Annotated in this window: 14 protein-coding genes and 2 pseudogenes; 11 read left to right on the top strand and 5 right to left on the bottom strand. The window is 70.5% G+C overall.

Annotated features, from left to right (window positions below):
- Nucleotides 1-76: 76 nt before the first annotated feature.
- On the bottom strand, nucleotides 77-1,513 hold the full coding sequence (locus tag ABZ863_RS26425; protein ID WP_358540722.1) for an MFS transporter: 1,437 nt from the start codon (nucleotides 1,511-1,513) through the stop codon (nucleotides 77-79).
- Nucleotides 1,514-1,660: 147 nt separating this feature from the next.
- On the opposite strand from ABZ863_RS26425, the gene ABZ863_RS26420 reads away from it, so the two are divergent.
- The 5 genes from ABZ863_RS26420 to ABZ863_RS26400 all read left to right on the top strand — a co-directional run bounded on the left by ABZ863_RS26420 (nucleotide 1,661) and on the right by ABZ863_RS26400 (nucleotide 9,017).
- Nucleotides 1,661-2,374 (top strand): FCD domain-containing protein, encoded by a 714-nt coding sequence (locus ABZ863_RS26420; protein ID WP_358540719.1) that lies wholly within the window; start codon nucleotides 1,661-1,663, stop codon nucleotides 2,372-2,374.
- 759 nt (nucleotides 2,375-3,133) lie between these two features.
- A complete protein-coding gene (locus ABZ863_RS26415; protein ID WP_358540737.1) occupies nucleotides 3,134-6,406 on the top strand; it encodes a phosphodiester glycosidase family protein in 3,273 nt (1,090 codons plus the stop codon).
- Nucleotides 6,407-6,466: 60 nt separating this feature from the next.
- Complete coding sequence (locus ABZ863_RS26410; protein ID WP_358540735.1) at nucleotides 6,467-7,381, top strand: ABC transporter ATP-binding protein; 915 nt, start codon at nucleotides 6,467-6,469, stop codon at nucleotides 7,379-7,381.
- Nucleotides 7,382-7,383: 2 nt separating this feature from the next.
- Nucleotides 7,384-8,187 (top strand): ABC transporter permease, encoded by an 804-nt coding sequence (locus ABZ863_RS26405; protein WP_358540716.1) that lies wholly within the window; start codon nucleotides 7,384-7,386, stop codon nucleotides 8,185-8,187.
- Nucleotides 8,188-8,189: 2 nt separating this feature from the next.
- Complete coding sequence (locus ABZ863_RS26400; protein ID WP_358540713.1) at nucleotides 8,190-9,017, top strand: ABC transporter permease; 828 nt, start codon at nucleotides 8,190-8,192, stop codon at nucleotides 9,015-9,017.
- A 198-nt stretch (nucleotides 9,018-9,215) separates the two neighbouring features.
- Here the strand turns inward: ABZ863_RS26400 and ABZ863_RS26395 are convergent.
- Nucleotides 9,216-10,004, bottom strand: a pseudogene (locus ABZ863_RS26395) (S8 family serine peptidase); the annotation flags it as partial.
- A gap of 925 nt (nucleotides 10,005-10,929) precedes the next feature.
- Between ABZ863_RS26395 and ABZ863_RS26390 the strand changes: the two are divergent.
- The 6 genes from ABZ863_RS26390 to ABZ863_RS26365 all read left to right on the top strand — a co-directional run bounded on the left by ABZ863_RS26390 (nucleotide 10,930) and on the right by ABZ863_RS26365 (nucleotide 18,604).
- Nucleotides 10,930-13,824, top strand: coding sequence for an Rne/Rng family ribonuclease (locus tag ABZ863_RS26390; protein WP_358540710.1), 2,895 nt, complete (start codon nucleotides 10,930-10,932; stop codon nucleotides 13,822-13,824).
- A 151-nt stretch (nucleotides 13,825-13,975) separates the two neighbouring features.
- Nucleotides 13,976-14,290 (top strand): 50S ribosomal protein L21, encoded by a 315-nt coding sequence (gene rplU / locus ABZ863_RS26385; protein ID WP_358540707.1) that lies wholly within the window; start codon nucleotides 13,976-13,978, stop codon nucleotides 14,288-14,290.
- 15 nt (nucleotides 14,291-14,305) lie between these two features.
- Nucleotides 14,306-14,563: a 50S ribosomal protein L27 gene (rpmA, locus tag ABZ863_RS26380; RefSeq protein ID WP_358540704.1), complete on the top strand. Its 258-nt coding sequence runs from the start codon at nucleotides 14,306-14,308 to the stop codon at nucleotides 14,561-14,563.
- Between the two features lie 117 nt (nucleotides 14,564-14,680).
- Nucleotides 14,681-16,132, top strand: a complete 1,452-nt coding sequence (obgE, locus tag ABZ863_RS26375; RefSeq protein ID WP_358540701.1) for a GTPase ObgE — start codon at nucleotides 14,681-14,683, stop codon at nucleotides 16,130-16,132.
- Entirely contained in the window at nucleotides 16,125-17,237 is a 1,113-nt protein-coding gene (proB, locus tag ABZ863_RS26370) for a glutamate 5-kinase (RefSeq protein ID WP_358540698.1), read from the top strand. Before obgE ends, proB begins: the two co-directional genes overlap by 8 nt.
- A 203-nt stretch (nucleotides 17,238-17,440) precedes the next feature.
- Nucleotides 17,441-18,604, top strand: a complete 1,164-nt coding sequence (locus ABZ863_RS26365; protein WP_358540696.1) for a low temperature requirement protein A — start codon at nucleotides 17,441-17,443, stop codon at nucleotides 18,602-18,604.
- A 39-nt stretch (nucleotides 18,605-18,643) separates the two neighbouring features.
- On the opposite strand, the gene ABZ863_RS26360 is transcribed toward ABZ863_RS26365, so the two are convergent.
- The 3 genes and pseudogenes from ABZ863_RS26360 to ABZ863_RS26350 form a co-directional block, all read right to left on the bottom strand.
- Complete coding sequence (locus tag ABZ863_RS26360) at nucleotides 18,644-20,653, bottom strand: hypothetical protein (RefSeq protein ID WP_358540693.1); 2,010 nt, start codon at nucleotides 20,651-20,653, stop codon at nucleotides 18,644-18,646.
- 60 nt (nucleotides 20,654-20,713) lie between these two features.
- Nucleotides 20,714-21,151 (bottom strand): hypothetical protein, encoded by a 438-nt coding sequence (locus ABZ863_RS26355; RefSeq protein WP_358540691.1) that lies wholly within the window; start codon nucleotides 21,149-21,151, stop codon nucleotides 20,714-20,716.
- A gap of 12 nt (nucleotides 21,152-21,163) precedes the next feature.
- Nucleotides 21,164-21,956 (bottom strand): annotated as a pseudogene (locus tag ABZ863_RS26350) (ESX secretion-associated protein EspG).
- Nucleotides 21,957-22,298 lie beyond the last annotated feature (342 nt).

Genomic DNA, 22,298 nt, shown 5'->3' with positions numbered 1-22,298 from the left:
TGCCTCCACACCGGCCAGCACTACAACGAACACCTGGCGTTTCCACCTCCTCCCGCACTCGCAGCTTGACTTTTAACTACGTGAGATGTCTTTCTCGGGGCAGCAGGGCGGGGGCGTCGGAGGTCACCTTGAGCGCGCGGCCGATCCGGGCGGGCACGTCGAAGCCGATGATCAGTGCGACGGCGACCGTGAGGGAGCCGGCGAGGACGGTGAGCGCGGTGCCGAGGCTGCCGATGTCCTCCGCGATCGCCGCCCCGGCGAGCGGGGCGACCGCGCCGCCGAGAGCACCGACGTTGTAGGAGAAGCCGAGACCGGCGGCGCGCAGCCGGGTCGGGAAGTGGTCGCCGATGTACTTGGGCAGCAGCCCCGAGATGCCCTGGCTGGTGGCCTGCATCGCGAACAGCAGCACCCACAGCAGCACCACGTTGCCCGCGGGCAGCGCGAACACCGGGAAGACGAACGCCAGCGACACGAACAACCCGAGTACGTAGGCGCGCCGCGTGCCGAGCTTGTCGCCGAGCACCCCTGCCAGGCAGGATCCCGCTGCGTAGCCGAGGCCCGCCCAGGTGAGCGCGTTGGATACCTGTCCGGCGTCGTACCCGAGATCGGTCTTCAGGTAGGTCGGCAGCAGCGACTGGATCGGCCAGGAGTACAGGAACGCGCAGAACACCGTGAGCATGATCGCGAGCATCACCGGCCACAGGCGCCCGGCGAGCTGCACCGCGAACGCCACCACGCAGAGCACGGTCAGCACGATCAGGTACGGCATGGCACTGCCCGCGGTCCTGCTGAAGATGAACACCAGCGCGGTCGAGAGGACCACGGCGAGTGCGGCGTTGGGCAGCCGCCGCCGTGCTGCGAACAGCACCGAGGAGGTCGTGACGTCCTCACGGCCGGCGACCTCGGCCTGCCACTCGGCGGCCTCGGGCAGCGAGCGGCGCAGGTACAGCGTCAGCGCGATCGGGATGATGCCGGCATAGAACAGCCACCGCCAGCCACCCGCCGGCACGATGACCTCGTAGGCGAGTGCGGCGAGCACCGTGCCGATGGGGTAGGCCGACAGCAGGAAACCGGTGGCCCTGTTACGCATCGACTTCGGCCAGGACTCCATCACGTAGGTCGCGCTCGAGCCGTACTCGCCTGCCATGCCGATACCCACGATGGCGCGGAACACGAATAGCGACCAGTAGTCCCAGGCGAAACCACACAGCCCGCTGCCGACCGAGAACGCCAGAATGGCCAGGATCATGGCCGGTTTGCGACCGTACCGGTCGGCGATGGCGCCGAGCACCAGCCCACCGAGCCAGCGGGACACGAACGCGGCCGAGACGAGCGTGGCCGCCTTCGTCAGGTCCAGGTCGAAGTCCGCGGCGATCTCGGTGAGCACGAGTGTGATCAGGATGAAGTCGAAACCGTCGAGCAGGTAGCCGAGCCAGGCGGCGAAGAAGGCCTTGCGCTGGGCTCCGCTGAGCTGACGGAACGATCCGGGGCTAGCTGGCGGCGTCGTTGCCATGGCCTGGACCTCCGTTGTCGGGATGACATAGGATGTCCTATGTCTCGCGGTACCGTAGCTGTGGGAGGAGCGCGATGCAAGGAGGCGATTTCGCCCGGTTCTCCACCCAGTCGGTGACCAGTGCGTGAACATCTAGACTCGGCGACCGTGGGAACTTCGGCGAGTGGGCGGCAGTCGGGTGCCCGCGCCAACCAGCGCGCTCTGCAGGAGTCGATCAAGCGCTTGATCGTGGACCGTGGGCTGGCGCCCGGTGCGCCGCTGCCGACCGAGTTCGAGCTCATGAAGGAGCTCGACGTCAGCAGGCATCCGCTGCGCGAGGCCATGAAGGCGCTGGAGGCGGTGGGCATCGTCGACATCCGGCACGGGTACGGCACCTATGTCGGCTCGGTGCCGTTGGCCGCACTGGAGGCCGGGCTGGCCTTCCGCGGGGCGCTGTCGGTGCGCGGCGACTACGCCGACATCCGCAACCTGCTCGAGGTGCGGGAGGTCCTCGAAACCGGTCTCGTCGGGCGCGTGCTCGCCGCCTACGACCGGCTCGACTTCGCCACCCTCGAGGATGCGGCCGCCGAGATGGAGCGGGAGGCCGCGCAGGGCCGGTACGCCCCCGCGCAGGACTGGCGGTTCCACGAGGCGCTGTACCGCCCGCTGGGCAACGAGCTCGTGCTCGATCTGCTCCAGGTGTTCTGGAAGGTGTTCAACGCTCTCGATCCCCAGTTGCCGCGCGTCGACGACACGCCGGCGGTAACCGCGCAGTGGCACCGCGCGATCCTGGAAGCCTTGCGCGCCAGGGACGAGACCGCGCTGCGCGCCGCCGTCGACGAGCACTTCCGCGGTATCCGAGCCCGCCTCACGACCAACTGACACCAAGCCCGCGAGTCCCCCGCCCCACCCCGCGAGTCCCCCGCTCCGGTAGGCGAGTTGCCCGCTCCGGTCGGCGAGTCCCCCGTTCCAGCTCGCGAGTCCCCCGTTCCAGCTCGCGAGTCCCCCGTTCCAGCTCGCGAGTCCCCCGTTCCAGCTCGCGAGTCTCGCGCTCCCGCGCGCGAGTTGCCCGCTCCAGCTCGCGAGTCCCCCGCTCCAGGCCGCGAGTTGCCCACTTGGGCATGCAAGTTGCCCGCTCCGGTCGGCGAGTCCCGCGCTCGGGTGGGCGAGTCCCCCGTTCCAGCTCGCGAGTCTCGCGCTCCAGCGCGCGAGTTGCGCGCAGCGGGCGGCGGGTTGTCGACTGTGGCGCGCAGGTCACTCTTCCCCTTATCCGTTCCGGCTTCATGGCCGCGCGCCCGAGACGAGCGGGCGACCCGCCCGCCCAAGCGGGCAGCTCGAGTGCCTGAGTGGGCAACTCGCGCACCTGGACGGGGGACTCGCGTGCGTGAGTGGGCAACTCGCGCACCTGGACGGGGGACTCGCGTGCGTGAGTGGGCAACTCGCGCACCTGGACGGGGGACTCGCGTGCCTGAGTGGGGGACTCGCGTCGGGGTGACCGCGGGCATTCGCGTTCCGTTCACGTACCGGACTTCCCCTGTCGGCTTCGGCACGATGGGATGGTTCAGACATCTACGCCGAGATCTGGGGTAGCCGGTGAAACCTGCACGCCTGGCGGTCGCGCTCGTCGCGGCGGCCGCCGTTATGCCGTCCGTTCCCGCGGCCGCCGATCCACTCGACGCGCCGCTCGGGCCGCCGCCCATCGAGGCAGCCGTCACGGCGGACACCGACGACGGCATCGTCACGGACAGCGTCACCTCCACCGTGTCGCCTGGGTTGACACTCACCGAGTTCGACCGCTTCGACCCCCGCGGCTGGCTCCGCGGGGACACGCTCACCGTGGATCTCACTGCCGACGTGCGGCCCACCTACCTCAGCCCCGGCACGGTGGCGGCACGCACGCCGCTGTCCCAGCAGGCCGAACGCGTCGGCGCGGTCGCCGCCGTCAACGGCGACTTCTTCGACATCAACGCCACCGGTGCCCCGATCGGCGTCGGCATCGCGGGCGGTGAACTCCAGACCGCACCCGCCAGCGGGCACAACCTCACCGCGAGCATCACCGAGGACGGGACCGCGCGGCTGGCCGAGGTGTTCCTGACCGCCTCGCTCACCCTGCCCGGCGGCCAGACGGTCACCGCCGCCAACCTCAACGGCGCCACCGTGCGCGCCGACGGCATCGGCATCTACACCCCGCTGTGGGGCAACGCCTCGCGCGTCACCGCGGTCGCCGGCACGAGCCGTGTCCGCGAGCTGGAGATCCGCGACGGCGTGGTGACCGACATCAGGGACCGGCCCGCGGACGGGCCGATCCCGGGCGGCAGCACGGTCGTGCTCGCCCGCGACCGCGGGGCGGACGCGCTGGCCGGCCTCCAACCCGGCGATGCCGTCGCCGTGGACTACGCGCCGCGCAGTGATGCCGGGGATATCTCCGTCGCCGTCGGTGGCAACAAGGTCCTCCTCCGCGACGGGGTGATCCAGCTGGTGGACGCCGTCACCGCACACCCGCGCACCGCGGTCGGCTTCTCCGCGGACGGGGCGCGGATGTGGCTCGTCACGATCGACGGCAGGCAGGCCGACAGCCGTGGCATGACCGAACTCGAGCTCGCCCGCCATCTGAAGTCCCTCGGCGCGGACGATGCGCTCAACCTCGACGGCGGCGGCTCCTCGACACTGCTCGCGCGGGAACAGGGCGAGCAGCTCCGCGTGCACAACTCGCCTTCCGACGGCGGGGAACGGCTGGTGCCCAACGGCCTCGGCTTCACAACGGCGCCCGGCAGCGGGCGGCTCACCGGTTTCGCCCCCCGGCCGGCGGAGGAGTCGAGTGATGCCGACCGCGTGCTGTCCGGACTGACCCGCGATCTCGTCGCCGGAGCACACGACGAGACCGGGGCCGCCGTCGAGGCCCGGCCCCGGTGGTACACCGCCGACCCGGCACGGGGCAGCGTCAACGGCGGTGAGTTCACCGCGCACGCCGACGAGCGCGATGCCGCCCGGCGTGCCGAGGTGGAGGTGTTCGCGACCCAGCGCGGCACGACCGGCAGCACCACCCTCACGGTGCTCGGTACCCCGGAACGGCTCGGCACCAGCACCGAACAGGTCGCACTGTCCGACGCCGGAGCCACCGGCAGCTTCCAGGTCTACGGCTACGACGCCGACGGCTACGGCACCTGGCTCGAACCCGACGACGTCAAGCTGGACTACGACCCCTCCGTCATCCGGATCGAACCGGACGGCGACCGTTTCACCGTCACCGCTGTCCGCGCATCGGGAGCCTCGGTGATCACCGCCACCGCCGCCGGGCTCACCACGTACCTCACCGCGGCTGTCGGCGCCGAGCCACGCGTGCTCGCGCCGCTCGACGGCCCCGCGGGCTGGCGCGCCACCGTGTACCCGAGTGTGGTCGGCGCCGCGCTCTCGGCCGCCGAGGGGCGCGACGGTGGCCAGGGCCTCGCGCTGGACTACCGGCTCACCGGCACGAACGCGACGCGCGCCGCGTACGTCACCGCGCAACAGCCACTCGCACTGCCCGCCGGGACGCAGAAGATCGGGCTGTGGGTGAACGGCGACGGCAAGGGCGCCTGGCTACGGGCCGAGCTGCGGGACGCCGCGAACGTCGCATCCGTCGTGGATCTCGCGGCCAGCGTCGACTGGACCGGGTGGCGTTACGTCGAGGCGACCCTGCCGGGCGGGCTGCCGCAGGGCCAGCGGCTCACCCGGTTCTACGCCGTGGAGAACGTGCCGGCGCAACAGTACGAGGGCAGGCTCGTCTTCGACGACCTCACCGCGATGGTGGCCACCACGGCGGAGCCACCCGCCGAGCCCGGCCCCCGCGATCCGGCGCTGGTAACGGACGGCCGCGTCGGCAAGGGCGGGCTGCGCATCGCCGTGCTCAGCGACGCGCAGTTCACCGCCGACGACCCGACGGGGCCGCTCGTCGCGCAGGCCCGGCGGACCATGCGGGAAGCAGTGGCCGCGCGGCCGGACCTCGTGCTGATCAACGGTGACCTCACCGACCGCGGCACCGCGCCCGACTTCGCTCTCGCACGCACGATCATCACGGAGGAACTGGCCGGCAAGGTGCCCTGGTACTACGTCCCTGGCAACCACGAGGCCGACGGTGGCACGGGGCTCGCCGAGTTCCAGGCCGAGTTCGGTGTGCCGCAGCAGGTCGTGGACGTGCGGGGCATCCGGCTGGTGCTGCTGGACACCTCGCGGGGAAGCCTGCGTGCGGGCGGGTTCGACCAGGTACGCATGCTGCGCACCGCGCTCGACACCGCGCGGACCCACCGCTCCGTACGCGGCGTGGTCGTCGCCATGCACCATCCCGTGGCCGATCCCAGCCCGACCGGTAACTCCCAGCTCGCCGACCGCAAGGAAGCGGACCTGGTCGCCACGTGGCTGACCGAGTTCGAGGAGCGATCGGGCAAGCCGGCGGCCGCGATCACCTCGCACGCCGGGGTGTTCGACGTGTCCCGTACCGACGGGGTGCCCTACCTGGTGAACGGAAACGCCGGCAAGGCACCGGCAGCCGCACCCGACGATGGCGGGTTCACCGGGTGGAGCCTCGTGCGCATCGACCCCGCTGACCGCCAGGAGCAGGTCCGCATCGAGACCCGTGCGCACGTCGACGAGCTGAGGCTGACCGGCCCGGAGCGGCTCGCTCGCGGCGAGCGGGGCACGGTGTCGGCCACGGTGCTGCAGGGCAGCAGGGAGGTGCCGGTGGCCTACCCGGTGAGCGCGGACTGGCGCGGCGGCGCGCGGACACACGTCGCCGCACCGGGAAGCCGGCCTGACCGCGGGGCCATTGCCTCGTTCGATCCGGCCACCGGCACACTCACCGCGTTGCGGCCGGGGGTGGCGGAGCTGACGGTGACGGTGAACGGGGTGAACCGGACGTTGCGCTGCGTCGTGCGTTAACCCGCTCGCGTTTTGTCGGTGGGCCGTGGCAATGTGCAGAGAGTGGATGCCGACACGACGATGGTGGAGGCCAAGGCGCTCGTGAAGCGCTTTGGCTCCTTCGAAGCCGTCCGGGGGATCGACCTGCACGTGCGGCGCGGCGAGGCTTTCGGTTTCCTCGGGCCCAACGGCGCTGGCAAGTCCTCGACGATGCGGATGGTCGGCTGCGTGTCACCGCGTTCGGAGGGGGAACTGTCCGTGCTCGGCATGGACCCGGAGCGCGACGGCCCGCGGATCAGGGCCCGCCTGGGCGTGGTGCCGCAGCAGGACAACCTCGACACCGAGCTCACGGTGCGGCAGAACCTGCAGGTGTACGGCCGCTACTTCGGTCTCTCGCGGGCGCACCTGCGGCAGAAGGCCGCTGAGCTGATGGAGTTCGCGCAGCTCACCGAGCGCGCTGACCACGAGGTCGAGTCGCTGTCCGGTGGTATGAAGCGCCGGTTGACGATTGCGCGTTCGCTCGTCAACGACCCGGAACTGCTGTTGCTGGACGAGCCGACCACGGGGCTCGACCCGCAGGCGCGGCATCTGTTGTGGGACCGGCTCTTCCGGCTCAAGTCGGCGGGCGTCACGCTGATCATCACTACCCACTACATGGATGAGGCCGAGCAGCTCTGCGACAGGCTCGTCGTCATCGACGGCGGGCGTGTGGTCGCTGAGGGGTCACCCGCCGAGCTGATCGCGCGGTACTCGACGCGCGAGGTTCTCGAACTGCGGTTCGAGCCCGGCGCTCAGGAGGCCGTGGTCGGCTCGGTGAGCGATCTCGGCGACCGGATGGAGGTCTTGCCCGACCGCATCCTGATCTACACCGCGGCGGGCGACGCCACGCTCGAACAGGCACACGCCAGGGGACTGCGTCCGATGTCGAGCCTCGTGCGCCGCAGCACGCTGGAGGACGTGTTCCTGCGGTTGACCGGCCGGACGCTGGTGGACTAGCCATGGCTGTCGTCTCCACAGGGCGGGTCGTCGGCTCGTGGCGCGCGGCCTGGCTGCGGGTCGAGGGCCACTGGATGTGGTATCGCCGCTACTGGACGTCCAACCTGTACTCCTCGGGGCTGCAGCCGTTGCTTTTCCTGTTGGCACTGGGATTCGGCTTCGGGTCGCAGGTCCAACCGGGTGCCGCCACCGGAGGACTGTCCTATGTGCACTATGTGGCACCGGCGCTGCTCGTGGCGGGCGCGGTGCAGAACGCGGTGAGCGAGTCGAGCTTCCCGGTGCTGTCGGGCTTCAAGTGGCAGAAGGACTATCTCGCGGTCACCGCCACGCCGATCACGCCTGGCCAGCTGCTCGGTGGGCAGCTGATCTGGGTGGGCCTGCGCATTGCGCTCGCCGCGGTGGCCTATGCGCTCATCGCGCTGCTGTTCGGTGCCTGGCTGAACGGGGGCGCGATCCTCGTGGTGCTCGTCGGCATCGTCACCGGCATCGCGTGCGCGGCCCCGATCATGGCCGTCGCGGCGACGACCTACGACGAGGGCACGCGGTTCACCTCGATCTTCCGGTTCGTCGTGATGCCGATGGTGTTGTTCGCGGGGACGTTCTTCCCGATCGAGCAGATCCCGCTCGCCGTGCGCTGGCTGGCGTGGATCTCCCCGCTGTGGCATGGCAACGAGCTCGCGCGCGGCGTGACCCTGGGCGGGCTGGAGCCGCTGCCCGCGGTCGGTCATCTCGCCTTCCTCGCGGCGTTGTTCGCAGGCGGCTGCCTCGCCGCGCGGCACTACTTCTACCGGCGGCTGGTGGTGTGACGATGGTGGCGATCGAGAGTCCGGCCCGACGCGGGCTGCTGCTGCGCATACTGCCGCCTGGGCTGTACGCGGGCCGGGCCGGCACGCTGATCGAACGGTCGGCGCTGGCCTACTCGCGAGCCTGGCTGGTGCTGCTCTCCGGCGTGTTCGAGCCGTTGTTCTACCTGCTGGCGTTCCAGATCGGCTTCGGCACGCTTGTCAGCGAGGTGACCGGGCCGGGCGGGCAGACCCTGAGCTACGTGGCCTTCGTCGCGCCGGCACTGCTGGCGGCATCGGCCATGAACGGCGCCGTGTTCGACTCGACCTTCGGGGTGTTCTTCAAGTTCCGCTACCAGAAGACCTATGACGCGATGCTCGCGACCCCGGTCGGGCCACTCGACGTCGCGCTCGGGGAGATCGGCTGGGCGGTGCTGCGCGGCGGTGGGTACGCGCTGACCTTCTTCGGTGTGATGGGAGTGCTGGGGCTGGTCACCTCGCCCTGGGCGGTGCTGCTGGTTCCCGCCGCGCTGCTGGTGTCGTTCGCCTTCGCATCGATCGGTATGGCGTGCGCGACGTTCCTGCGTTCACCGTCGCAGTTCGACTTCATCCAGCTCGCCGTGGTGCCGATGTTCCTGTTCTCAGCGACCTTCTTCCCGCTGTCGGTGTATCCCGAGGCCCTCCAGCACGTCGTGCAGTGGACTCCGCTCTACCAGGGGGTCGACCTGATGCGCGGGCTCTCGGTGGGGGTACTGGACTGGAGCATGCTTGGGAACGTGGCGTACCTGCTCGCGCTCGCGGGCGTCGGCGTCTACGCCACCGCTCGGCGCCTCGCCGGCTTGCTCCTCCGGTGACGGGGCCGCCGCCACCGCGTTGAGAGCGTCGACCAGCCCACGGCCGTAGAAACCGTTGTAGTCGCGGTAGCCGCTGCAGTACGCGTCCTGCGAGCCGTTGCCGGTGAGGTCGTAGTCGGCGGGGCAGGCGATCGCCTCGGCCTGTTCGCCGAGCGACTCGCGCAACTCGTCCGGCGAGGCACCCGGTTCGGCGGAGGCGAGCAGTGCGGCGACACCGGCCACGTGCGGTGCGGCCATCGACGTGCCGCAGATCTGCCCGTAGCCCCCCGGCACGGTCGACAACACGCAGTCGCCGTCGGTGCCGCCCGGCGCCGTGAGGTCGATCACGCCGAGGCCGTAGGAGCTGTAGCCGGTTTTCACCAGGCCCCGGTCCACGGCGGACACCGCGACTGTGTCCCGTAACCCCGCGGGCAGTGCTTCGCACGCCCCACCGCGTTTCGTGGCGCCGCCCGGCGACGGTGTCAGTTCGAGTCCGCCGTTGGTGGCCGCGGCGACGGTCAGCGTCCCGGCCCGGTCGGCGTACGCGACGGCCCGTGCGATCGCCTCCCGCACCACTGCCTGGCCCTCGTGCGAGGTACACGACACACCGGAGGGTGCGATGGAGAAGCTGCTGTTGGTGACGGCGATGCCGTTCCTGGCCGCCCACATGAACCCGCAGACGGCTGCCTCCGGGGCGACGTTGCCCTGGTCGTCGACCACCTTCACCGACGCAAGCCGCACACCGGGTGCGACCCCGGTGACGCCCTTGCCGTCGTCGGCAGCGGCGATGATGCCCGCCACGTGGGTGCCGTGGGGCGAGGTGGTGGGTGCCCACGCGGCAGGCGACTGCCGGGGTACGCCGCTGAGGCACCCCGCCGACCGGGCAGGGTCGACCGCCTCGGCCAGGTCGGGGTGGGCGGCATCGATGCCGGAGTCCAGCACCGCGACCACGACGTCCGGGCTGCCCGGGTCGACGGCACGCGCCAGGTCGGCACGGATCGCGCGCATGTTCCATTGCTCGCCGGTGCGGTCGGTGGCCGGCACATCGGCGGTGGCGACGGCGAGTGCCGGGCGCGCGCCGCCCCCGGCCTGCTGCGTGGTCAGTCGCTGCCGCTGTGCGCTGTAGGCCCGGTCGGTGCCGAACGCCTCGGCGAAACGCTGGCTGGCAGAGGTGGCGACGGCAACGCCGATCTCCGCGTAGTAGACCACCGCCGCACCGCACGCGGCTTCGATCTCGCTGGTCGCGGCCTTCTTGGACGTGCCCTTGTCGAACAGCACCAGGTACCGCAGGACCTGGCCGGGTGACCGGCAACCCGCGTCATCGGCGGCGGCGTCAGGGGTGATGCCGAGCTGAGCGGTCAGAACGAGGGCGGCGCACGCGAGCAGCGCACTCCCACGCCCCAGCACGGGGACCTCCGTCGAGTCGATGATGCCGATCGTTGCGGCCCTCTACGCACGGTAACGATCCGCCGCGAACCGGACAACCTGACGAAAGTTCGTTCCCGGCCGTGTGCTTGGCGCCCCGACCGGACGGGGCCTCCGCCACCGTGTGGGATACTGGGCATTGGTTGCTGAACCGTCGACACCGCGGAAGGGCGGTGGGTGAGGCTCGGCACCCGGTGACGTACTGGCGGAGTTCCAGGTCGTCGCCGCCGCGCGCATCCTGCGCCGGGCGGCTCGACGACTCGGGAGGCGCCGAGTGGCATGAGCTCGGTCAGGGCGTCGCCGCGGGACCTGCCACTGCTGGCGTGCCGGCACACCCGGCTGCTCAGTGGCACGAGAGGCAAGGATTCCCGCCGACGGTGACCCCACCACGGCGGCACACAACAGGAACGGCCCCTGTGCGGCCGCGTCCTCCCAGCCGGTTCCGGTGACGAGGTGACCACCTCGTCCGGAGCGGGCCGGGAGACGCGCCCGGGGGCGGAGGAGATATATGACGAACGCGGAGACACCCGCCGAGAACACCGGCGGGACTACCGCCACATCCACCGCAGCCGCGCTGGCAGCCCTGCCGAACCGCGTCAGGGTGCACGCGCTGGCGAAGCTGCTGGGTTCCAGCAGCCGTGAGGTGCTGGCGAAGCTGGCCGAGCTGGGCGAGACCGCCCGTAGCGCGCAGTCGAGCGTCCCGAAGGACGTGGCGCTGAAGGTCGCCGAGGCGGTCGGAGCGCTGGATGCCGGCGACGAGCAGGTCGCCGAGGACGCCGATGAAGGCACCGTCACACCCGCCGAATCCGCGGATGTGACGAATAGCACCGCGCCCGAACAGGTGGCGCCGCCCGTGCAACAGCCCGAGCCGGCCGCACCGGTGCAGGCCGCCGAGCCGGAGCCGGCACCCGCACGGCCGGTGCACACACCGGTGTTCGCCGCGCCGTCGCCGGTGTTCCTGCCCCCGGAGCCCGCCGCGACCGTGCCCTCGCCGCGCAGGACCGAGAAGGTCGAGCAGGCGGCGGCCGAGCCCGAGGCGACCGAGCAGGTGCAGCCGGATGCCGATGGCGATGCCGATGCGGGCGAGTCGGATGCTGGCGGCCGCCGGCGTCGCCGTCGCGGGCGCCGCGGCCGGGGCCGCGGCAAGGGCGGCGAGGACGCCACCACCGAGGAGCTGACCGGTTCCGACGACGCCACGGACAGCGGCGACGAGCGTGCCGACGGCGCCGAGGACAAGGCCGAGGACACCGACGAGCAGGCCGCGAAGCCCGAGGACGGCACCGAGCAGGACGAAGCCGACACGGACAGCGGCAACAAGCGGCGCAGGCGCAGGCGGCGCCGCAAGGGCGGCGACGACGACAGCGCCGATGTGGCGACGTCCGACGATCCGCCGAACACCGTCGTGCACGTGCGCGACGGCAAGACCGCGGAGAGCAAGGCCGAGGCCCGCGACGGCGTGCGCAGCGTGCGCGGATCCACCCGGCTGGAGGCCAAGCGCCAGCGCCGCAGGGACGGCAGGGAAGCAGGCCGTCGACGGGCGCCGATCCTGTCCGAAGCCGAGTTCCTGGCTCGCCGGGAGTCCGTCGCACGCACCATGGTCGTCGCCGAGCGCGGCGACTCAACGCAGATCGGCGTCCTCGAGGACGGCGTCCTCGTCGAGCACTTCGTCACCACATCCGGCAGCGGCTCGATCGTCGGCAACGTCTACCTCGGCCGCGTGCAGAACGTGCTGCCCTCGATGGAGGCCGCGTTCATCGACATCGGCCGTGGCCGCAACGCGGTGCTCTACGCAGGCGAGGTCGACTGGGACGCCGCGGGCCTCGAAGGCAAGGCGCGCAAGATCGAGCAGGCGCTGTCCACCGGTGACAACGTTCTCGTGCAGGTGACCAAGGACCCGGTGGGCCACAAGGGTGCCCGGCTGACCACGCAGATCTCGCTGCCGGGCCGGTTCCTGGTCTACGTGCCCGCCGGTGGTGCGACGGGCATCTCGCGCAAGCTTCCCGAGAACGAGCGGCGGCGGCTCAAGGACATCCTCAAGCGCATCGTTCCCGAGGACGCCGGTGTGATCATCCGGACCGCGTCGGAGGGCATCAGCGAAGAGGAGCTCGGCCGCGACGTCCGCAGGCTCAAGGCCCAGTGGGAGGTCATCAAGGAGAAGGCCGACGCCTCGACCGGTACCGGCAAGAAGTCCAGTGCGCCCGTCCTGCTGTACGAGGAGCCGGACCTGCTGGTCAAGGTCGTGCGTGACCTGTTCACCGAGGACTTCGCGAAGCTGGAGGTCCAGGGTGGCACGGCCTGGGAGACGATCCACGCGTATGTGCAGCACGTGGCGCCGGACCTGATGGACCGGCTCAAGCGCTATGTCGGCACCGGGGACGTCTACACCGACTACCGGATCGACGAGCAGCTCACCAAGGCGCTCGACCGCAAGGTGTGGCTGCCCTCCGGCGGTTACCTGGTCATCGACCGCACCGAGGCGATGACGGTGATCGACGTCAACACCGGCAAGTTCACCGGTGCGGGCGGCAACCTGGAGGAGACCGTCACCCGCAACAACCTCGAGTCGGCCGAGGAGATCGTCCGCCAGCTGCGGCTGCGCGACATCGGCGGCATCATCGTGATCGACTTCATCGACATGGTGCTGGAGTCGAACCGTGAGCTGGTGCTGCGCAGGCTGACCGAATGCCTTGGCCGCGACCGCACCCGCCACCAGGTCGCCGAGGTGACCTCGCTCGGGCTGGTGCAGATGACCCGCAAGCGGGTCGGCACGGGGCTGTTGGAGGCCTTCTCCACCACCTGCGAGCACTGCAAGGGCCGTGGCGTGATCGTCTCCACCGAGCCGCAGCGAAACAACGGCAACGGCAACGGTAATGGCCACGGGCAGCAGCACGGTGGCGGCAGGCGCTCCCGCGGCCGCGGCAAGGGCGAGGAGCAGCAGGAGGTCCGCGCTGCGGAGCCCGCGGCCGCCGGCCCGACGCCAGAGCAGCGGGAGTCGGTGGCCTCCGCCGTCCAGGCCATGGCGAACGCCTCCAAGGCGACCGGGGCCAAGCCCGGTGAGGCCGAGCAGGCCGTCGAGGAGCAGGGGGAGCCCAGTAGGGCCGAAACGGCACCGCAGGCCGAGGAGGTGCGGCAGGCCGCTGAGCCGGTGGCGCAGCCGCTCAACGGACACAGCAGGACCGGGCAGACGCCTTCCGAACCTCAAACACAGACAGCGTCGGAGGTCGCCCCGGCACCGGCCGAGGTGGCGCAGGCTGCGCAGGCGCCCGTGACTCCTGCCGAGCCGGCGCGGGACACCGAGCGGCCCTCGGTTCCCGCACCGGCGAAGCGCACGACCACCCGGCGTCCGCGCCGGGCGGCGACCCGGCCCGCCGGGCCGCCCGTGCACGCACAGGAGAACAGCTGATCGTGACCCCGGTGTCCACGCGCCACCGCGTGCCACGTAAGCTGTATGGCGGCCCGCTGTTGGAGTGGGCCGCGTCGCGCGAACGCTGGGCCGTGGAACACGGACCGGTCGCGTGAGCCCCCACCCACAGTCGAGCAAGCAGGAGACTTCCGTGTCGGCGTATGCAGTCGTCAAGACCGGCGGCAAGCAGTACAAGGTCGCCGTTGGCGATGTCGTCGAGGTCGAGAAGCTCGAGGGCGAGCCGGGCACCGAGCACACTTTCGCCGCCGTGCTCTACGTCGACGGCGGCGAGGTCACCACGGACGCCGACGCGCTGGCGAAGGTCTCGGTCACGGGCAAGGTCGTCGAGCAGACCAAGGGTCCCAAGATCCGCATCCACAAGTTCAAGAACAAGACCGGCTACCACAAGCGGCAGGGTCACCGGCAGAAGCTGACCCGCATCGAGGTCACCGGCATCAACAAGTAAGGAACCTGACCAGCCATGGCACACAAGAAGGGCGCGTCCAGCTCTCGCAACGGCCGTGACTCCAACCCGCAGTACCTCGGCGTCAAGCGTTTTGGCGGTCAGGTCGTCAAGTCGGGCGAGATCCTGGTTCGCCAGCGCGGCACCAAGTTCCACCCCGGCGTGAACGTCGGCCGTGGCGGTGACGACACGCTGTTCGCTCTCGCCGCCGGTGCGGTGGAGTTCGGCACGAAGCGTGGCCGCAAGACGGTCAACATCGTCCCGGTCGAGGCCTGAACCGGCCCGGACAGCACGCGCTAGACCACTCGAACGAGGGGCGGGTCCGGAACATCTCCGGTCCCGCCCCTCGTTCGTGCATGTAACGGACAGTTCCAGGTAGGAAGAGGCACACTCATGACATCCCGCTTCGTCGATCGCGCGGTGATTCACCTGGCCGCCGGCAATGGCGGGAACGGTTGCGCCTCGGTGCACCGCGAGAAGTTCAAGCCGCTCGGCGGCCCCGACGGAGGCAACGGCGGCAGTGGGGGAGACGTGCTGCTCGTCGTCGATCCCAGCGTGCACACCCTCCTGGACTTCCACTTCCGCCCCCACGCGCGCGCCGGCAACGGCAAGCCGGGTCAGGGCAGCAACCGCAACGGTGCCGCGGGCGAGACCCTGGAACTGAAGGTGCCCGACGGCACGGTGGTGCTCACCGCCGACGGTGAGGTGCTCGCCGACCTGGTCGGCGCCGGCACCACGTTCGCCGCCGCGAACGGCGGCCGCGGCGGTCTCGGTAACGCCGCCCTGGCGTCGCGGGCCCGCAAGGCGCCCGGTTTCGCGCTGCTCGGCGAGGCGGGCGAGGCCAGGGACCTCGTGCTGGAGCTGCGCTCCGTCGCCGACGTCGGGTTGCTCGGCTTCCCTTCTGCAGGCAAGTCGTCGCTGATCTCGGTGCTGTCGGCGGCCAAGCCGAAGATCGCCGACTATCCCTTCACCACCCTCGTACCGAACCTCGGTGTGGTCACGGCGGGCGATTCGGTGTTCACCATGGCCGATGTCCCCGGCCTGATTCCCGGCGCGAGCGACGGCAAGGGGCTCGGCCTCGATTTCCTGCGCCACATCGAGCGATGCGCCGTTCTGGTGCATGTCGTGGACTGTGCAACCTACGAACCCGGCCGGGATCCCATCTCGGACGTGGATGCCCTCGAATCCGAGTTGGCGCGTTACACCCCGGCACTCGGTGCCGACCTCGCCGGTCGGCCCCGCGTCGTCGTGCTGAACAAGATCGATGTGCCGGAGGCCGCCGAGCTGGCCGAGTTGGTCCGCCCCGAGCTGGAAGCCCGCGGGCTGCGCGTGTTCGAGGTCTCGACGGTGTCGCGCAAGGGTTTGCGCGAGCTGACCTTCGCGCTGGCGGAGGTGGTCGAGTCGTACCGGGCGACGCTCCCCGCTCCGACGGCGACGAAGATCGTGCTCCAGCCGCGGGCCGTGGACGACTCCGGGTTCTCCGTCGAGCCGGATCCGGACGAGCCGGGTGCGTTCATCGTGCGCGGTCAGCGCCCCGAGCGCTGGGTGCGCCAGACCGACTTCGGCAACGACGAGGCGATCGGCTACCTCGCCGACCGGCTCAACCGGCTCGGCGTCGAGGACCGGCTGGCCCGCATGGGTGCCGAGCCCGGTAGTCAGGTGGCCATCGGCAACTACAGCTTCGAGTGGGAGCCGTCGACGCCCGGCGTCGTCACACAGCTGGCAGGCCGTGGCAGCGATCCCCGTCTGGAGAACCGCGGGCGGGTGTCAGCAGCAGAACGCAAGGAAGCACGCCGGATCCGCCGCGAAGGCGATCCCGAGTCCGAAGAGGACAGTGGTGAGTGAGGCTCGTCGGGCGATAGCGGCCGCGGGGCGGCTGGTCGTCAAGGTTGGCTCGTCCGCGTTGACCACAGCCGGTGACGGGCTCGATGTGTCCCGGTTGGACGCTCTTGTCGACGCGATCGCGAAGCGGGTTGCCGGCAAAACCCAGATCGTGCTCGTCTCCTCCGGCGCGATCGGGGCGGGGCTGGCTCCGCTGGCGCTCGGCAAGCGACCACGTGACCTGGCGACCCAGCAGGCGGCGGCGAGCGTCGGCCAGCTCGCACTGGCGCACGCCTACGCCGAGTCGTTCGGCCGCTACTCGCTCACGGTCGGCCAGGTACTGCTGACCTCCGACGATGTGGTCCGCCGTGCGCACTACCGCAATGCCGAGCGCACGTTCTCCCGGCTACTGGCGCTCGGCGCCGTCCCGGTCGTCAACGAGAACGACACCGTCGCCACCGAAGAGATCCGCTTCGGTGACAACGACCGGCTCGCGGCACTGGTCGCTCACCTGATCCGCGCCGACGGTCTCGTCTTGCTGTCTGATGTGGACGGTTTGTACGACGGCGACCCGCGGGCGGGCGGTACCCGCAAGATCACCGAGATCGCCGGCGAGTCCGACCTGGACGGTCTGACGGTCGGGATGTCGAGCTCCGGCCTCGGCACCGGCGGCATGATGTCCAAGGTCGCGGCCGCGCGTACGGCGGCGTCGAGCGGCATCCCGGTGCTCGTCGCCGCCGCCGACGACGCCGGGCACGCATTGGGCGCCGCCGAGGTCGGCACGGCGTTCAAACCCGCGGGTACCCGGTTGTCGGCTCGGCGGTTCTGGCTCGGCTACGCCGCAGGCTCGAACGGCAGGCTGCACCTGGACGACGGCGCGGTGGCGGCTGTGGTCCGCCGCAGGCGGTCCCTGCTCGCGGCCGGCGTGACCGGCGTCGACGGCGATTTCCAGGCAGGTGACGTCGTCGATCTGGTGGATCCCGCGCACCGTGTCGTTGCCCGCGGGATGGTCGCCTTCGACGTCACCGAGCTACCGGACCTCATTGGCCGCTCTACTCATGAGCTGCCCGCCGAGCAACGCCGTGAGGTCGTGCACGCCGACGACCTCGTGCCACTGCGCCACCGCTGATCCTGCTCGCGCAGCGCGCACCGGATCGGAGCATCCGGTATCAATTGCTGCCAGACATCTCGTTTGTCCGTACGTCGGTCGCGCCCTACCCCGGCGATAGCGCTGGCGACCCCACGGAGGCGGGCTGCTCCCTACGTCGCGCCATGATGATCCGCCTGGGGTAGAACAGCACCCATCGACGGGTTCCAATGGGAGGGCAAACGATGACATCTCCGGCATCTCGGTCATTGCGGCGGATGATCCCCCGAGATCCCCGGGAAGAACATCGTGCGGCGAGCCCGTTGGAGCTGTTCTTCGATCTCGTGTTCGTCGTGGCGATCGCGACGTCCTCGGCACAGTTGCACCACGCCGAGTCCGAGCAGCACATCGGTGCCGGTATCGGCGCCTACCTGATGGTGTTCTTCGCGATCTGGTGGGCGTGGATGAACTTCACCTGGTTCGCCACCGCCTTCGACACCGACGACTGGCTCTACCGGCTCCTCACCCTGCTTCAGATGGCCGGCGTCCTCGTTCTCGCCGCCGGGACAGGGCCCGCCATGGCCGACGGCGACTTCCTGGTCGTGACCGTCGGATACGTCATCATGCGCTTGGCGCTGGTCTCCCAATGGCTCCGTGCTGCCGCCAGCTCACCAGAACTCCGTGGCACGGCGCTGCGATACGCGGCAGGGATCACCGTCGTCCAGATCCTCTGGGTTGCCCGGCTGTGGCTGCCCGAGCAAGGCGGAGTCACCACGTTCCTGCTGCTGGTCGTGGCAGAACTCCTTGTGCCCATTCTCGCGGAGCGGCACCGCCCGACGCCCTGGCACCCCGAGCACATTGCCGAACGCTACGGACTACTCACCCTGATCGTCCTTGGCGAATCAATCCTCGCGTCGACGAACGCCATCGTCGACGCGATCGACCACACCGAGCACATCGGCCCCCTGCTGCTCATTGCCGCCTGCGGGCTGGTCCTGGCCGCCGGTATGTGGTGGATCTACTTCTCCAGGGAACACGACGAGCACCTCACCTCGCTGCGCAGAGCGCTCACCTTCGGGTACGGGCACTACGTCATCTTCGCCGCGGCCGGCAGCTTCTCCGCCGGGATCGAAGTCGCGATCGACCACGACACCAACCAGACCGGCCTGTCCGCCGCGGCCGCCGCGGCGACCCTCACCATTCCCGTCGCCGTGTTCGTCCTCGGCGCCTGGTGGCTCACGCTCCGCCACACCCTGAGCCGGACCAGGAACATCGCGATCGCGACCCTCGGGATCCTGATCGCAGCCACCGCGCTCGCACCCGCATCGCTCGTCCTCGCAGCACTTGGGGTGGTCGTCGTCGTGACCATCCTCGAAACCTCGGACGCGCGCACCGGGGCCAACCCATGACGGACGGCGCCGCCCCGCGCGAGGCGGCGCCGTGTCCGCTCACTTCCAGTCGTCGTCCTTGTTGTTCTTCCAGTCACCGATCACGGGCGGGGCGATGGCCTGCTCGCCCGCGAAGAGGTTCTCGTCGGCCTCCAGGTAGCCCGCCACGCGGTGCTCCTTGTCCTCTTCCTTCGGCCGCGCTCCGCCCCCTGCGGGCGGCATACCGGCCATGCCTGAGGTCGTACCCGAGGTCATGCCGCGCGCGCCCGCCGCGCCCGCGGCGGCGGCGGCTCCGCCGACGGCGCCACTGCCTGTCATGCCCTTGGCCGCACCCGAGGCCTGCCCCGGGGCCGCCCCGCTGCCGGTACCGCCGGCCGCACCGCCACCTGCGGCACCTCCGCCGATGCCGGCTGCGCCACTGCCACTGCCACTGCCAATGCCACCGACGCCACCGATGCCGGCGGCGCTGACGCCGCCCGCGCCACCGCCGGGCTTCGACGTCGACGAGGAACCCGGGCGGCCGCCCGTGGTACCGCCGGAGAGCCCGCCGTCGAGGCCGCCCAGCCTGCTGGAGATGCTGTCGCCGTTCACCCCGCCGGTCCAGCCGATGGTCGGTGTCTTGCCGAGCCCGGTGCGGGTCAGGTCCGGCGGCGTGTAGGACGTCGGTGCCGTCGTGCCGGGGATGTTCGGTATGCCACCAGAACCGCCCGGGCCGGACCCGATCCCACCCGGGCCTATCCCACCCGAGCTGATGCCGCCGGGGGTGCCACTGGTGGGCAGGTCCGGCACCTTGATCAAGGGCGGAGTCGGCATCGTCGGGGTGCTGGACCGGTGGGTGGTGTCGTCGAAGCTCACCCCGCCGGGCAGACCAGCACCGCCGGTGCCGCCGCCGGGCACGTCACCACTCTGCGCGCTGAGGGGCAGGGTCTGGCCGCCGGTCTGCGGCATCTCCGGCATCTCCGGCATCTCCGGAACCTTCACCTGGTTGCCTGCGACCGCCGGGTCGACGCCCGGTGGCAACCCTCCGCTGCCGGGGCCGCCAGGGCTGAGCGGGCCGCCGTCGCCCACGCCACCCGGACCGCCCTGGCCGCCGAGACCGCCGGCACCAGCGTCAAGCCGGCGACCGACGGGTATGTCGGTCCGTTGTGCCGTGGCGCCGCCGGCGCCGGCTCCGCCACCGGCGGGGGCGTTCATGCGTGTGGCCGTCGTCGCGGAGCCTCCCGCGAGCTTCGGCGGCGGCGTGAACAGCGGCATGGTGACCGCCGCGCCGACCGTGTCGTCGAACTGGGTCATGATCCGCGCGGCTTGCGCACGAGCGACCTGCTGTGCCTGCATCGTCTGGATCGCCTGCGAGGCGGCCTGGGCGTACTGCACCGGGTCGGTGATCTGCTGCAGTGTCGCGTTGGCCTCCTGCGCCGAGAAATGCACCGGCGGGTTCGCGGCCATCTGTTTCTGCGACTCGTTGAGCGTCTGCGAGTGGATCTGCTGCTGGCGGCCGGTGAGCTCGGCGCCCTGCGCGGTGACGCCCAGCCACTTGGCCACCTCGGCCAGGTGCTCGCGAGCCGCGTCGCCGCCCTCGCCGATCCAGTTGCCCATGCTGTCTCCGATGGCCGTGGCGACGGCGCGCTGGTGCAGCGTGAGGTCGTTGCCGAGCCGCACCCATTCCTCGGAGGTCTCGGCGATCGCCGCGGAGTCCGCGTTGCTGCTGAGCACCTCCACCATCTGCTCGTGCGACGCGTTGTCCCAGACGGTCGTGGGCCGTTCGCCGGCCGGGCGCAGCTCGAGATCCTCGTAGAGCCCCTCGCGGGCTGCGGCGATGGCGGCGGAGTACCCGCTCTGGATCTTCTCGTCCCTCTCCTTCTCGGAGAGCGCGGTCGCGAGGGGGTCATCACCCACCAGCGACGTCACTTCGGCGCGGATGTCGTCGCCGGAGCGCGCCGTCTCGTTGATCGGGCCGACGTAGTACACCGACGACGGGTCGAGGGTGACGTCGTAGAACGGGCCGTTCGGGTCGTAGTCCTCGCTCGTGGGATCCGACACCGCTGCGGCCGACTCGGCGGAACTGGACACGGACTGACACCTCATTCCGGTCTCGCCCCGTGGGGCGGAGGCTGATGATCAGGGGCTTGGTCAGGCCGGCTTGAAGCCGTCGAGGGTGGTCCGCGTGCCCGACTCCGTTTCGGCGTAGCGGTGCTTCGCCACGCGAATGGCCTCGATGTACTGGGGCAGCTCTTCACGGGCGCGCCGCAGCTGGGTGAGCAGGCCCCGGTCGTCGGCGGCCGTGTTCACCGTGTGCTGGGTTACCCACTGTGCTGTGGCGGAGATGCTGAGCGGGGGAGGCGAGCTCAGCTTCTCGAGCTCCGCCCACCGCTCGTTGAGTGCGTCGATGATGTCCTCGAGCGCGCTGATCATCCGGTCGCCGGTGGTCTCGTCCACCGCGAAGCCGCCCCGTTCGGCGAGCTGCTTGAGTTCCGTGCCACTGAGCATGCGGGCCGTCTGGGTCGGAGCCTGCTGCTTGCTCAGTTCCGCGCTCAGCCTGGCCAACCGCTCCACGTTGTCATCGCTCATAGTTGCTCCGGGTCAGTAGGCGCGGGAGACCGCGTCTCGGATGGCGCGAACCACATCGTCGTAGCCGGCGGGTTCATAGCGGGCGACGAACTCGCCCTCGCTGTCAGTGGTGTGGACCAAGTACCTGCCGTCCTCGGCGTCGAGCCAGCTCAGCGACCGCGGTGCTCCCCGGTCGCCGGTGACGGTGATCTGACCGCCGCCGTGGCGCTTGCCGGCCAGCACGCGGCGCAGCCGCCGCTCGTCGGTCTCGCCACGGCCGCGGTTCCGCTCGGGCGGGGGCTCGACCATGCTGATGATGCTGATATTGCCGAACGCGTTGGTCTCGTCCTCGTCGTGCTCGCGCTCCGCCGCCCTGCGCGCCGCCAGAGCCCGACCGGTGCTCGGTCACGCTGCTGCGGACGGTCGCCGGGGTCCCGGGAGCCGCCTGCACGGGAGGCAGGACGCCCGCGAGTACGTCGACGAGCTCGTCGTCGGAGAACAGGGAGAAGAGCAGCTCGTCCTCGCTGCGCTGGGTGATCCCCAGCGCCTGCGAGCCATCGGTGAACGCGAGCACGGTGATGTCCGCGCCGAGACCGTCGATCCCGGTCATCGCGACCGAGACGCGGTGGTCGGCGAACAACCCGAACGTGGTATGGACATGAGAGTGCAGAGCGTTGCCGACGACGAGCCTGCGCTTGGTGAGCTCCCCGGTGACGATCTTGGCGAGCTTCACCAGCCGCACGGGGTCGGTCGTGGTGTTGCGAATCCGCAGGGGAAAGCGGCGTACGTCGACGCCCAGCGCCTGACCGATGACGCTCGCCTCCACACTGCCCAGCACGAAATCGAACCGTTCCGACACGTTGCTGGAGGCCGCCTTTCCGGTTGTGTAGCCTCAAACCACTCCTGACGCGGACTGTAGCAAACGATCACCTGAGCGGACACCAGCCAGCTCGGATCCCCTTGCTTCTGCTCATCTGAGCGGAATTCCGCCCGTTCACCTTGTTGTCTGGACCGCGAATGGCTACGACTGCAATCCTCTGTGGACACCGTCGGAGGGGAATTCACCAGCCGTCTCCGTGCGCGTGATCTGCTGTTCACGAACGGCCGTGGCCGGACCGCTCGGGAGGGCTCGAGGTGGGGAGCGTGGCGCCCCGCCGATCACGTGGGG

The organism is Saccharomonospora sp. NPDC046836 (assembly GCF_040645195.1).
In the GTDB taxonomy this organism is placed as follows: Bacteria; Actinomycetota; Actinomycetes; order Mycobacteriales; family Pseudonocardiaceae; genus Prauserella_A.
Note: the sequence above shows the minus strand (reverse complement) of the source record. Positions and strands in the feature narration are given on the sequence as shown.